This window comes from Frigoribacterium sp. PhB24, assembly GCF_003755185.1.
Taxonomy (GTDB): domain Bacteria; phylum Actinomycetota; class Actinomycetes; order Actinomycetales; family Microbacteriaceae; genus Frigoribacterium.
In genome coordinates this window covers 442,403-462,138 of sequence record NZ_RKIC01000010.1, presented here as the reverse complement: position 1 = coordinate 462,138, position 19,736 = coordinate 442,403, and the positions used below count along the sequence as shown (strand labels likewise).

At 68.0% G+C, this 19,736-nt stretch carries 24 protein-coding genes; 23 read left to right on the top strand and 1 reads right to left on the bottom strand.

What is annotated here, in order from left to right:
- Positions 1–15 precede the first annotated feature (15 nt).
- From EDF50_RS07020 to EDF50_RS06910, 23 genes are all read left to right on the top strand, one after another.
- Positions 16–1,515: a phage portal protein gene (locus EDF50_RS07020; protein WP_233570399.1), complete on the top strand. Its 1,500-nt coding sequence runs from the start codon at positions 16–18 to the stop codon at positions 1,513–1,515.
- Complete coding sequence (locus EDF50_RS07015) at positions 1,490–2,794, top strand: hypothetical protein (protein ID WP_123518819.1); 1,305 nt, start codon at positions 1,490–1,492, stop codon at positions 2,792–2,794. Before EDF50_RS07020 ends, EDF50_RS07015 begins: the two co-directional genes overlap by 26 nt.
- Positions 2,795–2,863: 69 nt before the next feature.
- Positions 2,864–3,610, top strand: a complete 747-nt coding sequence (locus EDF50_RS07010; RefSeq protein WP_123518818.1) for a hypothetical protein — start codon at positions 2,864–2,866, stop codon at positions 3,608–3,610.
- A gap of 45 nt (positions 3,611–3,655) precedes the next feature.
- On the top strand, positions 3,656–4,612 hold the full coding sequence (locus EDF50_RS07005; RefSeq protein ID WP_123518817.1) for a major capsid protein: 957 nt from the start codon (positions 3,656–3,658) through the stop codon (positions 4,610–4,612).
- 17 nt (positions 4,613–4,629) lie between these two features.
- A complete protein-coding gene (locus tag EDF50_RS07000; RefSeq protein ID WP_123518816.1) occupies positions 4,630–4,998 on the top strand; it encodes a hypothetical protein in 369 nt (122 codons plus the stop codon).
- A gap of 16 nt (positions 4,999–5,014) precedes the next feature.
- Positions 5,015–5,416 carry a Gp19/Gp15/Gp42 family protein gene (locus tag EDF50_RS06995; protein ID WP_123518815.1) on the top strand — a complete coding sequence of 134 codons (402 nt, stop codon included), beginning with the start codon at positions 5,015–5,017 and terminating at the stop codon, positions 5,414–5,416.
- A complete protein-coding gene (locus tag EDF50_RS06990) occupies positions 5,416–5,823 on the top strand; it encodes a DUF6093 family protein (protein WP_255410051.1) in 408 nt (135 codons plus the stop codon). Before EDF50_RS06995 ends, EDF50_RS06990 begins: the two co-directional genes overlap by 1 nt.
- The gene (locus EDF50_RS06985) at positions 5,816–6,238 is read left to right on the top strand and encodes a hypothetical protein (protein ID WP_123518813.1); all 423 of its coding nucleotides are present in this window, start codon (positions 5,816–5,818) and stop codon (positions 6,236–6,238) included. The genes EDF50_RS06990 and EDF50_RS06985 overlap by 8 nt, the downstream gene beginning before the upstream one ends.
- The gene (locus EDF50_RS06980) at positions 6,235–6,675 is read left to right on the top strand and encodes a hypothetical protein (protein ID WP_123518812.1); all 441 of its coding nucleotides are present in this window, start codon (positions 6,235–6,237) and stop codon (positions 6,673–6,675) included. The genes EDF50_RS06985 and EDF50_RS06980 overlap by 4 nt, the downstream gene beginning before the upstream one ends.
- A 58-nt stretch (positions 6,676–6,733) precedes the next feature.
- Positions 6,734–6,988, top strand: coding sequence for a hypothetical protein (locus EDF50_RS06975; RefSeq protein ID WP_123518811.1), 255 nt, complete (start codon positions 6,734–6,736; stop codon positions 6,986–6,988).
- Positions 6,988–7,509: a hypothetical protein gene (locus EDF50_RS06970; protein WP_123518810.1), complete on the top strand. Its 522-nt coding sequence runs from the start codon at positions 6,988–6,990 to the stop codon at positions 7,507–7,509. Before EDF50_RS06975 ends, EDF50_RS06970 begins: the two co-directional genes overlap by 1 nt.
- 87 nt (positions 7,510–7,596) lie before the next feature.
- Positions 7,597–8,133 (top strand): hypothetical protein, encoded by a 537-nt coding sequence (locus EDF50_RS06965; RefSeq protein ID WP_148076779.1) that lies wholly within the window; start codon positions 7,597–7,599, stop codon positions 8,131–8,133.
- Between the two features lie 125 nt (positions 8,134–8,258).
- Positions 8,259–8,633 carry a hypothetical protein gene (locus EDF50_RS06960; RefSeq protein ID WP_148076778.1) on the top strand — a complete coding sequence of 125 codons (375 nt, stop codon included), beginning with the start codon at positions 8,259–8,261 and terminating at the stop codon, positions 8,631–8,633.
- Between the two features lie 36 nt (positions 8,634–8,669).
- Entirely contained in the window at positions 8,670–11,510 is a 2,841-nt protein-coding gene (locus tag EDF50_RS06955; RefSeq protein ID WP_123518807.1) for a phage tail tape measure protein, read from the top strand.
- Positions 11,507–12,454, top strand: coding sequence for a hypothetical protein (locus EDF50_RS06950; RefSeq protein WP_148076777.1), 948 nt, complete (start codon positions 11,507–11,509; stop codon positions 12,452–12,454). The genes EDF50_RS06955 and EDF50_RS06950 overlap by 4 nt, the downstream gene beginning before the upstream one ends.
- Positions 12,455–12,463: 9 nt before the next feature.
- Complete coding sequence (locus EDF50_RS06945) at positions 12,464–13,591, top strand: hypothetical protein (RefSeq protein ID WP_123518805.1); 1,128 nt, start codon at positions 12,464–12,466, stop codon at positions 13,589–13,591.
- Complete coding sequence (locus EDF50_RS06940; RefSeq protein WP_123518804.1) at positions 13,588–14,469, top strand: hypothetical protein; 882 nt, start codon at positions 13,588–13,590, stop codon at positions 14,467–14,469. The genes EDF50_RS06945 and EDF50_RS06940 overlap by 4 nt, the downstream gene beginning before the upstream one ends.
- A 7-nt stretch (positions 14,470–14,476) precedes the next feature.
- Positions 14,477–15,010: a hypothetical protein gene (locus tag EDF50_RS06935; RefSeq protein ID WP_123518803.1), complete on the top strand. Its 534-nt coding sequence runs from the start codon at positions 14,477–14,479 to the stop codon at positions 15,008–15,010.
- 11 nt (positions 15,011–15,021) lie between these two features.
- Positions 15,022–15,906: a D-alanyl-D-alanine carboxypeptidase family protein gene (locus tag EDF50_RS06930; RefSeq protein WP_233570398.1), complete on the top strand. Its 885-nt coding sequence runs from the start codon at positions 15,022–15,024 to the stop codon at positions 15,904–15,906.
- A complete protein-coding gene (locus EDF50_RS06925) occupies positions 15,903–16,391 on the top strand; it encodes a hypothetical protein (protein ID WP_123518801.1) in 489 nt (162 codons plus the stop codon). Before EDF50_RS06930 ends, EDF50_RS06925 begins: the two co-directional genes overlap by 4 nt.
- Before the next feature lie 8 nt (positions 16,392–16,399).
- Positions 16,400–16,708, top strand: a complete 309-nt coding sequence (locus tag EDF50_RS06920; protein WP_123518800.1) for a hypothetical protein — start codon at positions 16,400–16,402, stop codon at positions 16,706–16,708.
- A 10-nt stretch (positions 16,709–16,718) separates the two neighbouring features.
- Positions 16,719–17,060, top strand: a complete 342-nt coding sequence (locus tag EDF50_RS06915; protein ID WP_123518799.1) for a hypothetical protein — start codon at positions 16,719–16,721, stop codon at positions 17,058–17,060.
- Between the two features lie 81 nt (positions 17,061–17,141).
- The gene (locus tag EDF50_RS06910) at positions 17,142–18,425 is read left to right on the top strand and encodes a hypothetical protein (protein WP_148076776.1); all 1,284 of its coding nucleotides are present in this window, start codon (positions 17,142–17,144) and stop codon (positions 18,423–18,425) included.
- Here the strand turns inward: EDF50_RS06910 and EDF50_RS06905 are convergent.
- Positions 18,408–19,718 carry an O-antigen ligase gene (locus tag EDF50_RS06905; protein ID WP_123518797.1) on the bottom strand — a complete coding sequence of 437 codons (1,311 nt, stop codon included), beginning with the start codon at positions 19,716–19,718 and terminating at the stop codon, positions 18,408–18,410. The genes EDF50_RS06910 and EDF50_RS06905 overlap by 18 nt on opposite strands.
- Positions 19,719–19,736: the final 18 nt, after the last annotated feature.

Genomic DNA, 19,736 nt, shown 5'->3' with positions numbered 1-19,736 from the left:
GCCCCTGTGGCGATCATGACCGAGGCTGTCGCGCGCGACCGGCTCGACCTCGGCCGGTCCGAGCTCGCGGGACGGCAGAAGCAGGTGAAGCGCCGTGAGCAGTACGTGCACGGCGATCAGGACCTGCCGTTCGCGCCCTACGGGGTAAACGCCGAGTACGACGATCTGCGGCACCAGGCTCCGGCGAACTTCCTCGGCATCGCCGTGGGGGCGCCGACGCAGCGAATGCGGGCGGACTCGATCAAGACGAGCTTGAGCGACGAGGATGAGTCGAAGCTCTGGACGGGCGCCTGGCAGGCGAACAAGTTCGACACACGCCAGGACCTCATCTACCGCTCGATGATGACCCACGGGCGCGGCATCGCCTCAGTGTGGGTGAACAAGGCCGACAGGGCACGCCCGATCGTGCGCCCGGAGTCGTACGAGCGCGTGCACGTGCAGATGGACCCGGACGACCCGTTCACGCCGGAGTACGCGGTGAAGATCTACACGGTCACCGACCGGGCGTCGAACGGGCTCATCCTGCCCGCCTCGGTCACCCGGCAGCGCGAGGTCGGCATCGTCTACGACGCCGAGTCGATGGTCCGGTTCGAGCGCGGGGCGAACGGCGGCGAGTGGAAGAAGACGGCGGAGAGCACGCACCCGATGCGCCGTGTGCCCTTCGCGCTTTACGACCTGCACCCCGACTCCGACGGCAACCCCTGGTCGGCGGTCGACCCGCTGATGCCCCAGCAGGACTCGCTGAACACGATCCGTTTCAACACGCTGCTGGCGATGCAGTTCGCGGCGTTCCGGCAGAAGATCGTCGTCGGGTTCGACCCTCGTGTGGTCGACAAGGACGGGAACGTTCTCTACAAGACAAACCCCGACGGCACGCCGGACCTCGACGGGAACGGGCTCATGCAGCCCCTCATCTCGTCGCCCGGCCGTGCTGGCGTCGACCGCATCATGGCGTTCCCTGGGGCCGACACGAAGGTGTTCGACCTGGCGGAGTCCAACCTCGAGCGGTACGTGGCCGTGTACGACTCCTTCCTGACGACGTTCTTCAGCACGGCGCAGATCCCGCCGCAGTACCAGCTCGGCCAGATGGTGAACCTTTCCGGTGACGCGCTCACCGCGGCGGAGTCCACGCTGGCGTCGCTGGTGAAGGAGCTGCAGCTCGCGGCCGGCGAGGGCCACGAGGACATGCTCGAGCTGGCCTACTACGCGTCGGGCGGGACGGAGACGTTCGAGCCGACGGCGGAGATCGAGTGGCTCGACGCCGAGGCGCGGTCCTTCGGGCAGGTCGTCGACGGCATTACGAAACTCATCACGCAGGGGTTCCCCCGGCGTGCGGCGTTCGAGATGCTGCCCGGCGCGACGAAGACGAAGCTCGACGGCTGGATGGACGAGATCGAGAACGAGCAGCTGTCGACGCGTCTCGCGCAGATCCAGCGCGGGTTCGTCGACGTGACGCCGGCACCGACCGAGCTCGAGGCGGGAGTCGACAATGGCACTCCCCTCGGCGGCGGTTAACCACTACCGGGACCAGCAGGACATCGCGGCGGCCGCAGTCGGCGACGTCAGCGATCTGTGGGCGACGATGGGCGAGAACTTCGACCTGTCGTGGACCACGATCGGCGGCGACGTCTTCGCGGCCGTCGTGCAGGCCCAGGGCCTCGCCGCGGCGTCGGGCGTGCAGTACGTGCCCGACGTGCTCGACGAGCAAGGCATCGACGCATCGTCGGTGGCTCGGGTTAACCCGGCACGGTTCCAAGGCGGGACGCGCGACGGGCGCCCGGCCGAGACGCTGCTGCACGGCGCGGTCTACAAGGCGAAGCAGGAGATGCTGGCCGGCGTCGGCACGCAGGCGGCTCTCGCGACCGCGGGTGCCTGGCTGAACGAGGTCGTGCTCGACGTCGTCCGGGACGCTGACCGCCAGGCTGTCGGCGCTGCGATGACGACCACCCCGACGGCTCAGGGCTGGGTGCGGATGCTGAACCCGCCATCGTGCAAGTTCTGCATCACGCTCGCGGGCAAGTTCTACCGGTGGAACCAGGGCTTCCAGTCGCACCCCGAGTGCGACTGCCGGCACGTGCCCTCCCAGGAGGCGATCGCGGGCGACATCACCGTCGACCCGTACGCCTACTTCCACGGCCTCCCGACGGCCGAGCAGGACCGCCTGTTCGGGAAGGCCGACGCGCAGGCCCTCCGCGACGGGGCCGACATCTACCGCGTCGTCAACACCCGCAGCCGCGGCCTGTCCGACGACGCCTTGAAGTCGTCGGGCGCGCGTCGCGGGTGGCAGTCGCGACGGTGGGATAGCCCCTCCAAGATGACCGTCGACGACGTCTACCAGGCGGCCGGTGGGAACCGCTCACGGGCCGTGCGGCTGCTCGAGGAGAACGGGTTCATCACCGGCGACCAGGTCGCGGGCGGCAACCTGATCGGCAACCAGGGCGGCGGCCTGTTCGGCGACTTCTCGGCCGGCGCCCTCGGCCGAGGTGGCGTCAACCGGGGCGCGACGCGCGCGTACCGGCAGGCCGTCGCCTCTGGTGTCCGCGACCCGCTCGAGCCCGCCACCCAGACGGCGGCCGAGCGGCGACTTCATTCGGCGGTCCTGCGGAAGCGAGCCGCCGACCGCGGTAGCAACCCGTTCGCCGCGAACAGCCAGCGCAACCCGCTGACCCCCGAGATCCGGGCACTGGTCGAGGCCGACTTCCAACGGCAGCTCAAGCGTGCTCTCGACGAGAAGAACAACGTCGGGGAACGGGGGCAGCTCGCCACCCTTGGGCGCCTTCTCGGCGTTCTTTGACTCACCCCGCCGGCGCCCCGCCGAGCGGTCACATCGACGCCCCCGGCGTCACCTCCCAAGGAGATCAGCATGACCATCTGCACCCACCCAACGGCCCTCGGCAAGCTCCCGGCCCACCTCGACCCTTTCGGCGTGCTCACCGGCCGCCAGCGGACGCCTCTGCGGCTCCGCTTCGCGAACGAGGGCGACGACGGCACCGGCGCTGGCGGCGCTGGCAGCACCGGCGGCGACGGCACGGACGGCACCGGCTCGGGCGACGGTTCGGGCGACGGCGACGACCCCGACAAGCTCGGCGACGCCGGCGTGCGCGCGTTCGAGCGCACGAAGACCGAGCTGCGCGACCGCAAGGGCGAGCTGAAGGCGTTCACCGACCTCGGCCTCGCTCCCGACGACATCAAGGCCCTGCGCGACGGCAAGAACGGAGCCGACGGCGTCGACGTCGCTGGCATCGAGCAGCGCGTGCGCGACTCCCTGCAGACCCAGTTCGACGAGCAGCGAGCCACCGACGCCCGTGCCTCTGCCGTCCGTGAGCTGGCCGCGACGAGCGGGTTCGTGAACCCGAAGCAGGCGCTGCGCCTCATCGACGACGCCGAGCTCGCGAAGGTCACGGTCAAGGACGGTGCCGCCGACGAGGCGGGCGTGAAGAAGCTGCTCGACGACCTGGCGAAGGACTCCCCGTACCTCATCGCCTCCCCAGACTCCATCGCCGATCACCGCGCTGCGGGCATCGGCGCTGGTGGCTCCGGCGCCCAGCCGGAGTCGAAGCCCGGAACCGACCGCGTGCGATCCGCGTACGCGTCGACCGGCACCAAGTAGCTCTCCCGCACCCCGCGCCGAGGCTGACCAAGAAGGGAGGGCCTGATGGCTCTCACACTCGCTCAGGCAGCTCTGCTCTCGCAGAACCAGCTGCAGCGCGGGGTCCAGGAGATCTTCGTGCAGGAGTCGTCGGTCCTCGACCGCATCCCCCTGCTGACGATCCAGGGCAACGCGTACGCCTACAACAAGGAGGCGTCGCTGCCCGGCGTCGCGTTCCGATCGGTGAACGAGGCCTACACCGAGTCGACCGGCACCGTGGTGCAGGCGACGGAGTCCCTCGTCATCCTCGGTGGCGACGCCGACGTCGACCGGTTCATCGTGCAGACGCGCGGTGACCTGAACGACCAGCGCGCCATCCAGACGCGACTCAAGGTCAAGAGCGCCTCCTACAAGTTCCAGGACGCGTTCTTCAACGGCGACATCACGGTCGACCCGAAGGGCTTCGACGGTCTGAAGAAGCGCCTCATCGGCGCGCAGGTCCTCGACGCAGGCACGAACGGCATCCCGGTGCTGGGCAACGGCGGCACGGACGCTCACGCGTTCTACGACGCCCTCGACCAGCTCGTCGCCGCGGTCCCCGGCCTCACGCCGGAGAACGGCGCGATCTACGCGAACCGTGCCCTGCAGGCCAAGATCCGCAGCGCCGGCCGCCGCCTCGGCGGCGTCGAGGTCGTCCGCGAGGACACCACGGGCAAGCGCGTCCTGCAGTGGAACGGCGTCCCCGTCCTCGACCCCGGCCAGAACCTCGCCGGCGCCGAGATCCTCGGCCTCAACGAGACGCAGGGGTCGGCCACGACCGCGTCGTCGGTCTACGCCGTGAAGTTCGGCTCCGACGAGACGGAGCAGGGCGTCACGGGCCTCACCAACGGCGGGGTGCAGGTCGACGACCTGGGCCAGCTGCAGGAGAAGCCCGCCTACCGCACCCGCATCGAGTTCTACTGCGGCCTGGCGACGTTCGGTGGCAAGGCCGCCGCTCGCCTCCGCGGTGTCCTGAACGCCTGACCGAAGGGAAGCAGCACATGGCAACGAGCAGCACGAAAGCCACGACCGAGAAGACCGACGACAAGGCGGCCACCGTCGAGTCGCCGGCGATCCCCGACGAGACGAAGCTCGACAGTTCCGTCGAGAAGCCGTCGACCACGGCGCCCGGTGACGGGCCCGCGGACACGACCGACCCGACGGAGACGGCTTCGTCCGTCACGCCGAGCCCCGACGCGACGGCTCTCGCCGTCGGCACCGTGAACGCGGTCGTGCCGACGACGAAGCCGGCCGCGAAGGCGTCGAAGGCGAAGGCGCGCACCGAGCGGTACAAGGCCACGAAGCCGGACGGTTCCGAGGTCATGGTGCAGCGCAACATCGACACCGGCGCGACCGAAGTCGTCGACTGACGGGAGGGGGACGCTCGTGGAGAACCCCGCAGCAGTTGAGGACGTCGAGGCCTCGTTCGAGCGTCCCCTGACCGTCGACGAGAAGCGTGTCGTCCCCGCCTGGCTCGGGACCGCGTGGCGCACCCTGAACCGCGAGGTTCGCGGTGTCGCCGCGCGGCTCGACCTTGAGGAGGACGTCGCCGGCCACCTCCCCGTCGACGACGTCAAGGACATCGTCGTGGCGATGGTCGAGCGCAAGCTCCGCAACCCGGACGGCTACCGCACCTGGGGCGGGGACACGGAGTCGAGCACGATCGACAACGCCCTGTCGTCGGGGAAGATTTATGTCACCGACGAGGAGCGCCGGAGTCTGGCGCCGGCCGACGTCGGGGCGGGCGCGCTGAACGGCATGTACTCGATCCCGCTCGGGAGGCCGTGATGGTGTCGGCTACCCGTGCGGCGGCTGCCCGTCGTCGTGCTGAGCTGCGGCTGACGGACACGTGCATGATCGGCAACGAGGTGAAGGCGCCCCGCCCTAACCCCGCGACCGGCAAGCACGACGTCGACCTGGTCGAGGTCTACTCGGGCCCGTGCGAGTTCGTCGCCGCGAACACGGCGGTCCGTGAGGTCACCTCGCAGGGCCGCGACGTGGTCGAGCAGGGTGCCGTGCTGAAGATCCCCGTCGACGCCCCCGGCTCGGCGGGCACGCACGGTGGGCAGGTCGCCGTCGTGCACCTGGCGCTCGATCCGGACGCGGCCCCGCTGCGAGTCCGGATCACGGGCGGCCACCACCAGACGTTCGCCGCGACCAGGCGGCTACCCGTGGAGGTGATCGCGAGTGGCTAGTGCGATCACCGTCGACACGTCCGAACTCGATCGACTCGTCGTCGACCTGCGCGACTTCCCCGACGTCGCGGCCAAGGAGGTCGACCAGGCGCTCGAGGTGAACGCCCGCAACATCAAGGACTCCTGGCGGGGCAAGGTCGAGGGCAACGAGCATGCCCCGCTCGCTCCGTACTCGATCGACTACGAGCGCACGGCCGTGGCGACCTTCGCCGGGTCCAGCGTCGACTACGAGATCGGCGCCCGGAAGGGCATCGGCAAGCAAGGTGGTGTCGTGCTGCTCCTCGAGTTCGGCGCCCCCGCGAAGCGTCTCGGCGCGCGTGGCTTCGGCCTCGCGGCCCTGTCCGAGAACGTCGAGGATCTCGAGCAGGGCGTGGGCAAGGCGCTCGACGTCGCTGGCCGGAAGACGAACCTGTGACGGCGGCCGAGACGCGCGCGTTCCGCGAGCTGCTCGAGGCTGATCCGCGGCTGCAGGTGTTCGTCACGTCGGCCGGCGACCTGCCCACGGTCGAGGAGCCTCACCCGCCCCTGCCCGAGCTGCCGTACGTCCTGATCCACCCCGAGCGCGACCAGGACGAGCAGCAGCGCGCGACCGGCCCCCGGGTGCACCGGAACCCGTCCTGGGCGGTGCACGCGGTCGCGGAGAGCGCCGAGGCGGCAGAGATGGTCATGGGATGGGTGGACGACCAGCTGCGTCCGCCGCCGAACCGCTGGGGCATCGCGCCTGTCGTCGTGGGCCAGGAGACGAAGCGTCTAAAGCGCAACGCACTTACCGGCGTTCTCGTCGACGAGAGCTCGCTACCCGCCGTCTGCTACGTCGTGGCGTCGTACTCGCACGAGTCGTCGCCCGCCTAATCCACCCACTCTGAGCCCCCGGTGCCCCCGGGGGCTTTCTCATGCCGAGGAGGCACTCATGCAGGACCCCGTGAAGGTCGTCGCGAACGACCTCGTGTTCGAGGTCGATCGAGCCACGCACGAACGCTGGCCCGACGACTTCCCGCTCGCCGAGACGAAGACCGGCAAGCCGACCGCCGCCGCGAAGCGCGCGAAGCCCGCCGAGGTGACAAGCGTCGAGCCGGTCACCACCAAGACCGCCGCGGGCCTCTCCGCTGGCGCCACAGACTCCGGCGAATCCGCCGGTGACGCCAACCAGGAAGGAGCCGACTGATGGCCGGCGACCGCACCACAGCACTCATCCCCGACAACGTCGACTCCGACGGCACGCTGCTGCTGCTCGCGGCTCCGCGCGCAGCGATCACGACGTGGCCGCCGAAGCTGAGCGACGTCCTCGCGTCGACGACGAAGGACATCACGTACTCGCTGACCACCGATGGGTGGAACCACGGCAAGACGCAGGACACGAACACCGACGAGCGGCTCACGCTGCGCGAGGTGCTCGGCACGCCCGGTCGGGTCACGCACGACGTGTCGCTGAAGTACTTCTACGGCCTGACCGCGACCGACGTCGTCGATCCGCTGTTCATCGAGAACTCGGACATCGTCATCTTCGCCCGCTACGCCACGGACTACGAAGCACCCTCCACCGCCACCGACCAGTGGGACATCTTCCAGCTGCGCTGCGGCACAAAGGTCCGTGACACGCCCACGTCGGGCGGCAAGTGGACCAAGACGCAGGCGCTGTTCCCGAGGGCGAAGGTCCTCGAGGACGTGAAGCTCGCCTCGGCCTAGTCCTCCCTCTCGTGCGGGCAGGCGTCCTCCCGGAGCGCCTGCCCGCACTTCTCTGCATCCATCCGGGAACGATCCGGGAAGGTCACCATGTCCAAGAGCAAGATCAGCAGCGCCCGCGAGGGATACAAGCCCCGCACGGCCACCGTCACGGTGTGCCTCGACAGCGCCGTCTCCGACGAGCGCGACAAGCTCATGGCCGCCCTGGCTGAGGCGGAGAAGAAGAAGACCAAGGCCGACGGGCGGCTGACGCAGAAGTCCGAGGCGACGAAGCTGCGCGAGCAGCTCGCAGAGCTCGAGGACCGCGAGCGGGAGCACATGCACACGATCCAGCTCACGAAGCTGGAAGGTCTCGCCTGGGCCGAGCTCACCGCGCAGTACCCCGCTCGAGACAACAGCGCGCTGGACCAGGACCTCGGCTACAACCACCACGCCGCGGCCATCCACGCCGCGAGATCGAACGGCGTCGAACTCATCGACGGCGAGACGCGCGAGATGGACGACGACGACTGGGACACCATCCTCGAGATCGCCTCCGGGTGGGACGTCGAGAACATCGTCACCGTCGAGCTGCGCCTGAACGTGATGATCGCGGCGAACCGGGTCGCCCGACTGAAAAAAGACTGACCGGCGACCCGGGTCTGCGGCGATCACTCGAGCAGTCCCGGGCCGTCGGCATCTCCCTTTCGCGGCTGCAGGGCCGGGAGCCGGCCGAGCACACCGAGTACCACTACGACGCCGTGGGGCGCCTGGTGAGCGCGACGACGACGCGCGAGCCCGAGTTCGGCCCGACCGATCTCGACTGGCTGACCGCTCTTGCCGAGCTTGAGGCGGAGGAGGGGCCGCACGGGTTCACGATGACCGACGCGACGTCGCCGGACGCGGACCCCTCGGACCACGACAGCGTCTGGAAGTTCGTCGCCGGCGTCCCGGTCGTGTCGCCGGAGGGGCACCGCCTCCGGGCGCCCGTCGTCGACTTCGCAGAGAAGGCCCGCCTCGACTTCCTCGACCGGCTGCACAAGCGCGACCCCGACCCGACGAACGGCGTCATCGTCCCCGTCTTCCGGGTGCCACGAGCGAAGCGGAAGCACCGGCCGCAGCCGGGAACAACTCCACAGCAGCAGTAGCTACGCCCACGCGGGCCCGACGAATCGAGGTCACGCATGGCGGAACGCAGCGTCAAGGTCAACGTCGGGGCGAACCTCTCTGGGCTGGTGTCCGAGTTCCAGAAGGGCCGCAAGGCCGCGACGGACTTCTCGCAGGGCCTCACGAAGGAGCTGACCCGCAACCAGGCCGACTTCGAGCAGGTCGGTAAGGGCTTCGCCGTCGCGGGCGCTGCCGGCGTCCTGGCGCTGGGCGCGATCGTGTCGAAGTCGTCTGAGTTCGACCAGGCGATGTCGTTCGTGCAGGCAGGCACGCACGAGACGACTGCGAACATGGGTCTGCTGCGCGCCGCGGCGATCGACGCCGGTGCGTCGACCGTGTTCAGCGCGACGGAGTCGGCGAACGCGATCGAGGAGCTCGGCAAGTCAGGCCTGTCGACGAAGGACATCCTCGCGGGTGGCCTCTCCGGTTCGCTCGACCTCGCCGCGGCGGGTGGCCTCGGCGTCGCGCGGGCGGCCGAGATCGCGTCGACGACGCTGCAGCAGTTCAAGCTCGACGGCTCCCAGGCGGGCCGCGTGGCCGACACTCTCGCAGCTGGCGCGGGCAAGGCCATGGGCTCCGTCGAGGACCTGGCGCAGGGCCTCAAGTTCGTCGGGCCCGTCGCGCAGTCGATGGGTGTCAGCCTCGAGGAGACGACCGGCACCCTGGCGCTGTTCGCTCAGGCTGGCATCCTCGGCGAGCAGGGCGGCACCTCGCTCCGTGGCGTCCTGTCATCCCTGACCGCACCGTCGGGCGCCGCCGCCGAGGAGATCAAGCGCCTCGGCCTGAACCTCTACGACGCGAACGGCAAGTTCCTCGGCCTCAGCAACGCGGCCGGGCAGCTCGCGGGCGCGTACCGGGGCATGGACGACGAGTCCCGGAACGCCTCGCTTGGCATCATCTTCGGCCGCGAGACGATCACCGCGGCGACGGCGCTGTACCAGGCCGGCTCCGAGGGTGTCGACCAGTGGACGAAGTCCGTCACCGACAGCGGCTACGCGACCGAGACGGCCGCGATCCGGCTCGACAACCTACGGGGCGACGTCGAGGCCCTGGGGGGCGCTTTCGACACTGCGCTGATCCAGACCGGAGAGAACGCCGACGGCGCCCTCCGTGGGCTGGTGCAGACCGGCACGAACCTGATCGACGTCTACAACGGTGCGCCCGAGGTGCTCAAGGGGACGACGTTCAACCTGCTCGCTGTCGGGACGGCGGCAGCGATCGCCGGGACCGCGTTCTTCATCGGTGCGCCGAAGCTCGTCGAGTACCGCAACGCCATCTCGACGCTCAAGACCGAGGCGCCCCTGGCGACCAAGGCGATCGGCGCTTTTGGGAAGGGGTTCGCGGCCCTCGCGGTCATCTCGGTCGCCATCCCTCTGCTGAACGAGGCAAACAAGCAGATCAACGGCCTGCAGTCCTCGTCTGACGAGCTGACGAACACGCTCAAGACTCAGAAGATCGGCGACGCGCTGAAGGAGAGTGTCGGCGACGTCGACGGTGTCTTCTCGAAGGGGTTCTTCGGCGAGCAGACCAACGCGCTCAAGGACTTCGGCGCGACCCTCGACGCCGTCTCGTCGTCGGCTGACACCCGCTCGTTCGGCGTCTTCGGTGACGTCTTCACCGGCAAGGCCGGGTCGGGCGTCAACGAGGTGCGGAACCGCCTCGAGGCGCTGGGATCGTCCCTGTCGGGCCTGCCCCTCGATGAGGCGCAGGCGAAGGTCTCGAAGCTGCAGAAGGAGTACAAGCTCACCGACGACCAGCTGTTCTCGTTCATCGACAACAGCGGCGAGTTCAAGAACAGCCTGGTCGCTCAGGCGACCGAGCTCGGCCTCACGGCTGACAAGGCGACTCTGCTGAAGCTGGCGACCGGTGAGATGTCCGGCGCGACAGAGGAGCAGACGCAGGCCCTCTCGGAGCTGTCCGGGTCGGCACAGGACGCCTCGGTCGACATCGACGACCTCAAGGCCACCATCGAGGGCTTCGGGTCGGCTCAGCTGAACGTGAACTCGGCGACGCGCGACTTCGAGGCGGCCGTCGACGACCTGTCAGCGTCCGTGACCGAGAACGGGTCGACACTCGACGTGTCGACGGCCAAGGGCCGTGCGAACCAGGCGGCGCTCGATGACATCGCGAAGTCGACGCTCGGGCTGTCGTCTGCGACTTTGACCCAGACCGGGTCGCAGCAGCAGGCGTCGGCGGCGCTCGCAACCGGGCGGCAGCGGCTGATCGAGGCGTTGGCCCAGTTCGGCATCACGGGTGCCGCGGCTGAGCAATACGCCGACAAGCTGGGTCTGATCCCGTCGAACATCTCGACGGCTGCCCGGTTGACGGGTGTGGCTGCAGCGGAGGCTCAGATCACTCAGCTCGCTCGTGACCGGGCGGTGTCACTGAACATTCGTGTGAACGAGTCGATCAGTGCGGCGAACCGGGCGGGCGGCGCGAAGTCCACGGTGGGCGGCGTGCCGTTCGCTGAGGGTGGCCCCGTCCGTGGGCCTGGCACGGGCACGTCGGACTCGATCCGAGCCTGGCTGTCCAATGGCGAGCACGTCTGGACGGCTCGTGAGGTCGCCGCGGCTGGTGGTCACGGCAGCGTCATGGCGCTTCGTCGCGAGATCCTCGCCAGCCGGCGCGCTCCTGGCTTCGCTGGAGGCGGGCCGGTCGGCTCCTCGGTCGCCCCTCGTTACGCCCCTCCGACGTTCGCGCCTCGCGTGAGCGTCGCTGCGGCACCGGTCAGCATCGACGCCCCGATCGTCGCGGACGGCACTCTTCTCGGGTTCGTCCGTGGGGTGGCTGGCCAGGAGATCCAGTTCGCTCTGGCAACGGAGGAGCAGCGCATGAATCAGCGATGGAGGAAGACGTGAGCTACGCCCCTGTGCTGACACCGGACGTCGACGACACAAGCGTCGGCGTCCGGTTCAGCACCGTCGACCCGAAGACCCAGACGATGACCGTCGTCGCCATCACGGAGGAGGGCAGCTACCCGGTACGGCAGGCAGACCGCGCGTACGCGGTTGGCGGGTTCCAGGTCGTGGACCACGAAGCCCCTCTCGGGGTCGTCGTGACGTACCGGGGGCAGATGTTCAGCGCTGACGGTGCCGACCTCGGCTACACGGATTCGGCGTCGACACAGCTCGACATCGACCCGTCGCTCGTGGTGTTCTCGGACCCGCTGGTTCCGTCGAACCGGGTGATCCTCGAGGCGAAGGGCGACTTCGGGACGAAACGAGTGCGCCGCCGCCCGGGCAACACCTTCCGTGTCGGCTCGCGCACCATCGGCCTGTTCGCGCCCCTTGGTCTACTTGAGGCCGTCGGCCTCGCGGTGCAGACGTGGACAGCCGACGAAGCGGCCACGCTGAATGCCGTGCTCGAGGCGATGCCTGTCCTCGTCAGGTCGATGCCGCCAGCACGCATCCCTCGGCAGCTCTACGTGGCGATCGACCAGCCCGAAGTCGAGGACATCGACGTTCAGTACGGCGGCGGGTGGAGCATCTACCCGCTGCAGGGCGCTGAGGTGTCCCGTTCCGTGACCGACATCGTCGTGCCGATCGTCACCTGGCAGACCTACATGGACGTCTACCCGACCTGGGCGGAGTTCAACGCTGCGTACGCCACCTGGCTTGACGCGATGGAGAACCCGCCAGACCCGGATGCGCCACCGATCGTGCGTGGCGGCATGACGGAGACGCCGGCGGGGTCGGGGCGCTACACACCCGGCAACCTCGCGCCCGCCTCGAGCACCGCCTACTCGACGAACGGCCTCGCACCCGTCAGCGGGAGGCCAACCGCCTACCAAGTCGCCACCTAGGAGTCCACCGTGCTGCCGATCTCGGACGAAGCCCGCAAGGCCCTCGAGGACAACCACACCCCCTCGTACCGTGCCCGAGCGTTCTACGGGGCCGACCTCACCGTCGACGACGTCCCACTCGACGTCGACGGGTCGCTGTCCTTCAGCGGCGACGCCACGCCTTCGGCGACAGGGTCGGTGTACGTCCGCAAGCAGGACGGTCGCTCGCTGGTCCCGCGCACGGACACGGACCCGCTCGCGCCGACGGGACAGGAGATCTCGATCGCGCGGGTCGTCCGAGTGGGGCAAACCGAGTGGGAGATCCCCATGGGCCGTTACCGCATCGAGGAAGTGCCCGACATGCGCGAGTACTTCCGGCTGTTCCCGTCCATGAAGGAGGTCGTCGGGTGGGAGTGCCAGCTGAAGCTCGTCGACCGGTTCGACATCATCGACGCGGACGACTTTCTCGTGCCGGAGTCACCGAAGCCGGGCAACTCGACGTGGGCCGAGATCCAGCGGCTCTCACCCCTCCCGATCGTGCGGAGCCTGCCGGACCGTTCAGTACCGCCGTCGCTGGCGTACAAGAGCCGCCTCGAAGCGATCGAAGACCTCATGTCGAACATCGGCGGTATCCCGCACCTCACGCGTGAGGGGACGCTGACAGCCCGGAAGAAGGACGCCTGGCTGACCGAGACGGTCCCAGTGTTCACGATCGACGGTGTGATCGACGTCGGCGGAGGCATGTCGAACAAGCGCTACAACGCGGTGTCGGTGCGTTCCTCGACTGGCAGCAACGACATCGTGAGCGTTCGGGAGATCAACGATCCGAGCAACCCGCTGTCAGTCACGGGGCCGCTGCGCCGGCGCACGTACAAGCACTCGTCACCGCTGATCGAGCGGCAGGCTCAGGCGGACGCCGAGTCGACGACGATCCTGCGGCGGGTGTCGAGCAAGCAGTCTCGGTCGATCACGTTCTCGTGTCTTCCCCGGCCAGACATCGAGGTCGGCGATTTCGGCAAGGTCATCGACCGCAACGCCCGTCGGGTGTTCCTCGGGGAGGTGTCCGACATGCGTTTCTCGATGGACCCCAACGCGGACATGACCGGCACGATGATCGTCTCCGAGGAGCTGAGCTACGAAGCCGAGGCGGACCAGTGAGCGTCGGCCGTAAGGCCGGCGAGACCACTGCGACCCTCGGCGCACAGCTCGCGGGTCGAGAACGTGGCACCTGCCTGGCGATCGACTGGCCGACAGGGCTCGTAACCGTGAACATCGGCGGTGGGCAGCAAGCGATGCCCATGACGGGCATCGCGCCGGCAGTTGGCGACCAGGTATGGGTCGGGTACCTCGCGGGCGAGCCCTTGTGCCTCGGGCCTCTCGCGAAGTCTGCACAGGGCACGATCACGTCGGCGCCGGCCGGTGGGAAGGTCGGCGTCCGAGGCGATGACGGGGGCACCTACTCGCTGCCGTTCAACTTCGACCACACGGAGTTCGCCACGAACCAGCGCGTCGCGATCGACTGGCAGTCCGGTTCTGTGGCCTACCGGCTCTCGTCGGACAGCACGATCGTTGATCCCGTAGCGCCGCCGCCGGTTGCAGCGCAGAGGCAGACGCGGGAGTTCGTTCCGATCGGGTCAGGGTCGTTCTACGAGTCCTCAGGCACATGGACGAAGAACGATGTCTGGTGTTCGGACACCCTGCTCGGCTGCTACTTCTACGGCACGCAGATCGCCGACACGATCCCCGACACCGCGCGCATTGTCAGCGTGACGCTGAGCGTCATCGAGACGACGAACCGGTTCCCCTCGGCCCTCGCAACGATCGGCACCCATGGCCTTGCCGGCCGGACCGGTGCACCCACCATCGCGAACGCTGTCGCGGTGCCGAACGGGTCTGGTGGCAAGACCCTGCCAACTGCGTTTGGGGACCGCCTCAAGACGGGCGAGCAGCTCGGCATCGGCACCAACCACGGCGGGCTACACGTCTACGCCGTCGCGCCCGACAGCGGCCGACTCATCATCACCTACGACCTCTAGGAGCGTTATGCCAACGAGCAAGGGCATCAGAACGGTCGCGAACACCGCGGCCATGCAGGGGCCTGCACAGATCACCGCCGTCGCGGAAGACGTCGACAGCCTCATCCCCGACGCGGTCGCCGCGGTCGCTGACCTGGCGAAGGTCGCGCCGCTGTGGCCGGGCCGTCTCATGTCGGTCAACGCCGACAAGACCGTGTGGAGGAACATCGACGGAACCGCCACGGGGTGGAAGCGCATCGCTGGCGGCCACGAGCTCAGCCCGTGGGGCACGACAACTCCCGAGACGGTCGATCAGCCGCTGTTCAAGGCGCGGTCCGCGACCGGCACGACGAACGCCGGCGGTGTCCTCGGGCACACGTTCTCGACGCCGTTCCCCACGGCGTGCGACCACCTCTCGCTGACGCTCGGTAACCAGTCCGGTGTTGGTACAGCTGCGCCGGTGGTCGTGGATGGATCGGTGACCAGGACGGGCTTTCAGACGTTCTGGGCGGGCCGCGGCGCGTCGCCCGTGGGTGTCTTCTATCTCGCGGTGGGGCACTGATGGCTAACGGCGTGCTGAACGACGACATCGTCTTCGTCCACTCGAGCTCGACCCTCGATGTCCGCGGCACTCAGCGCATCCACCGCGACGTCCTGCCCTACCTCATCGAAGCCGCCGGACGCTTCTACGCCCGCACCGGTCAACGCCTCGTCCTCGCCGAGGGCTGGCGCTCGATCGAGACACAGGAGTCCTACTTCCGTGACCGGTACCGGCAGGTCAAGGTCGGCGGGGCCATCTACTGGGCTTCGGCCTGGTGGGTGAAGAGGGCCGGCAAGGCGGCCGCCGCGAAGCCCGGCGAGAGCAACCACGGCGACGGCGTCGCCGGTGACCTCTGGTCTGGCATCGACGCGTCCTTCAAGTCGGCCGAGCACAAGGCGTTCGCCGAGATCGCGGCTGACCTCGGCTGGTACTGCGAGGGGGCCAACTTTGGCGAGCCCTGGCACTGGAAGTGGGAACGCGCCCGCGTCCGCACTCGCATCAATGTCGCAAGCAGCGACTACACCCCCATCCCCGAGCTCGAGCGAGCTCTGACGAAAGAAGTCGACACCGTGATCATCCTTCACAGCTCCGACGGCCAGGGCGCACTCGTCCCCGACGCAGGCCACGTCGCTTTCGCCCCCGGCGAGGAGGGCAGCATGAAGGTCTTGCAGGGCGCGGCCCCGCTGGTCCTTGAGATCCCCGCCTCGCTCCATCGCCGTATCCTCCTGCAGGTCGCGCTCCGCAGTGGGTCGCGTGTGCTCTTCCTCGTCGATGGCGGCGGCTACGCCCTCCTCGAGGACCGCAAGCTCTCGGTCGTAACGGACATGAACACCGTCAACGCGCTCACAGAGGCTCAGGTCGCCACCGTGCCGATCTCGGGGGCGCAGTTCGATGCCCTGGCGAAGGACTTCGCGTGATCGCCACCGATCCGAAGCTGAACGAGCGGCGGCTCCGGTGGGAACGCACGATCTGGATCATCGACCTCGTCGCCTACGCGGTGATGGCGATCAACGGCGCCTCGGCGCTCTGGTTCACCTCCCCGTTCGTACAAGACGAGATCCGTCTTCCCGGCGTCATCATCCTGTGGGGCGCGCTCATGCTCGCCGGTGGCCTCGGCGGGTTCGTCGGCCGCCTCGTCGGCTGGTGGGCGCTTGAGGTGCTCCTCAACGTCTCGGCCTGGTCCGGTGCCGTCTGCTACGCGATCATCGTTCTCTCAGCCGTCGTCGGCGGCACGTCGCTTGTGCTGCTCGGGATGGTGGTGCTCGCGTTCCTTGGCATGTTCCGCCGCTACTGCGAGCTGCAGATCTTCACCAGCGAGCCGGGGCTCACCACGTTCACCGAGAAGGTGCGGTCGCTCTTGCGCCGCCGCACGGGGTACGTCGTCCGCCGCCAGCACTACTAGGGGGTCCAGTGGTCGACACCACACTGCTCGTCGCGCTCGGCGGTGGCGCCGGCGTCGCGCTCATGCTCCGCGAGTTCGTTTCCGTCTTCGCCACCATCCGTTCCGGCGTCTCCGCGAAGGAGGGCAAGCGCAAGACCGACATCGTGCAGCAGCGCGACGAGGCGATCGAGCGAGCGAACGCTGCTGACGCTCGAGCGGACGAAGAAGCAGGCAAGCGGCGATCGTTTCAGGAGTACGCCTCCGAGCTGCGTCGTCAACTGATCGAGAACGGCCTGGTGCCCGGCAACCCGCCGGACATCGACATCACCAGAGCCTGAGGAGGCTTCCATGACCGACACTCCCCGACACCTCGCCACCATCGACGAGCGACCTTCGTTGGCCGACCTCGGGACGCAGATCGCGAACCCTGTCCGAGCGACCGTCCGCACCGTCACGCAGTTCGTCATCGGCGCTGTGCCGGTCCTGAACGTCGCGACCGGCATCGTCATCGTCGTGCTCCAGCAGCAGACCGATCTCGTCGTCCCGGGCTGGGTGTTCCTGGTCCTGAACGGCATCCTGGCCGTGACCGCGCTGCTGATCGCCCTCGTGACCCGTCTGATGGCGAATCCCGTCGTCAACGCGTGGATCACGACGCACGCCGCCTGGCTGGCCCCGTTGCGGCAGGCCTGACCCATCTACCTCGCGGGCCGTCCTCAGGGGCGGCCCGCGTTTCGTCGTATCGCCGCCGTGCGCGGCAGAAAGCAGGACCTCATGGCCAACGTCATCGAGACGATCGACACCGACACCAACCTTCCCGCCAACCCGGATGTAATGGATGCCATGTTGAGCGCATTCGGTGTGCTGAGAACTGATGCCGCACGCACGTACTTCGTGGCGTCGTCAGGCGACGACAACAACTCAGGTCTCTCCGTGGCCAAGCCCAAGAAGACGATCGCCGCGGCAGTCAGTTCGGCAAACGGACCCGCGCGCTTCGTCCTCGGCTTTGGTGGACACACGATCGCGTCGACGATCCTCTACGCCTCTGGCAGCGTCTTCGAGGGCCTCGGCGGCGGTCTCACGACCATAACTTTCACGGGGTCCAGTGGCGCCGCCTTCGCACCTCAGAGCCCGGACACTCGCTCCTATTACGTAGAATTCCGCAGGTTCGTCCTGAGCGGGCCTGGCAAGTCGACGTCTACGACGGGAATCGACCTCAGCAGCGTCACCAGCGCATCTATCCAGGACGTCGTAGTTCGGCTTTTCGGGACCGCTATCAAGATCACCTCGTCGATCAACGGGGGCGCGGTCTTCAACTACCTGCAGAACGTCACGGCGTCCGTCTGCGGGACCGGCTTCTATCTCGGGCCGATCGGGTCCAACGCCACCAAAATGCTCGGGTGCCGAGCCAATGCGTGCGACATCGGCATCGACATCGTCGACGCAAACAACACGACCTGGATCGGCGGTCAGATAGAGCTGTGCACTACGGGTTTCCGAGTGTCGGCAAGCCAGGCCGCCTTCTCGGACGCAAACGCCTTCATCGCGACTCGGTTCGAGTCGAACACGCTGGCATGGAACGTGACCAGCACGAACGTACGTGACACGCAGATCCTCTACCCGATGCAATTCGCGGCCTACACCTTCACGGACAACGGCAGCCGAACGACCCACCTCGGCAGTTTCATCGGCAGCCAACGTCAGATCAGCGCCACCCAAAGCGTCAGCGGTTCCTATGCCTTCGAGCGGTCCGTGAACGGCGGCTCAGAAACGCCACTGGTGGTGTTCCGGGACCCCGTCACGACCGCCGGTACACCTGTGACCGTCCAGGCCGAAACAGAGCGTCCTGCAGGCTTCTTCTTCAGGGGACGCCGAGGAGGTGCAACCTACTTCGACGTTCGCGCTGACGGGGTGATCAATGGCAGCTCGAGTACGACAGCTGCCCGCCCCTCGTCAACGGGGCTCCGCCCTGGCGCCCAGTGGTTCGATGTCACCCTTGGCAGGCCCATCTGGTGGTCTGGATCTGCGTGGGTTGACTCCTCAGGCGCGCCCGTTTAGTGAGCCTTGAACCGTTAGCACCCGTCGACCGCCCCGAGCGGTCGGCGGGTGCTTTTCCGGGTTTTGGCAGGATGAAGCGTACGTTGCAGCGAAAATACCGACGGTCAGAATCGTCAGGTGCGACGATGTGACAGCCGTCAGTGCATCTTGCACGAAACCTGAAATCAGAACTGACGTCAGGGCGAAGAACGCGAGGGTGGCTCCGAGGCGGGCTTCGGCGGTGGTTGCGTTCTTCGACTCCCGATAGGCGCGGACGAGTGCGACGACGAAGACGGCGATGAAGAGCGCGCCAATAAACCAGCCGAAGTCGAGCACGGCGCGCAGATAGATGTTGTGAGCCTCACTGCGAAGGTCACCAACCAGGCCCCCTGCACCCAAGCCGACGAAAGGGTGGTCTGCCGATTCCTGCAGGAGGACGCTCCAGATGGTGTCCGCCCGGCCGGTGACCCCGTACTCAAGGTCTTCAACCGAGATCCGACCGCCGAGTCGGGGTACGACCACAAGGGCCGCGGCCGTTCCGAGAAGGACCATCATGGTCAATCTGAAGGGGTTCAGCACTTGCCCCTTGATTCGCGAGAAGGTCAGCAGAAGGACCACTCCTGCAAGGATCGCGCCCATCGAGATTCGAGACTCAGCCAGCGTCGCGCCGGTGAACCCCGCGGCCACCATGAGCCAGCCCGTGAGGCGGCGTGTTTTGTCTGCACGGATCTCGGCCAGCCCTACCGCGGCGGTAATGGCGAAGAACTGTCCCGTCCCGAACGCGGAAGGTTCGCCTAGCAGTTTCGGACCGTAGGATTCCACGGCGTCACCGATGGTGCTGCCGAAGAGGGTCCCGATGTTGCCGGTCGCGGCCTGGTAGAGCACCCAGAGGGTGTTCGCGATGGCCGCAAGATGGAAGGCGCGAAGTGTGCATTTCAAGGCCCGATCACCTGCGCGCCAGTAAAGCCCCGCTACGGCCATGACGAGGACGAACAGCTCGAGGGTGCGGCCGGCGAACCCGACTCGCCGTAGGACGCTGACCTCGGGGTGGAGCAGGGTGACGGTGAGCGTCACCGCGACGATGCCAAGGAGGAGGGCCGGCAGGAGCGGTCTCAGCAAGTACCTCGCCGGCGAGCGTCCATCGCGACGACGCGTAAATAGAAGGTACGCCATGACCGGGATGAGGATGAGGTCCTGAAGCCGCAAGTCAACTAGCTGCGCCTCGGAGCCGCCGAGGCGGATACGAGGGCTGACCGCGGTCGCGAGGATCATCGCCATGAGCGCGAGGGCTGCCAGCTTGCTTCCGGCAGTCACTTGAGGTCGTCTCATGAG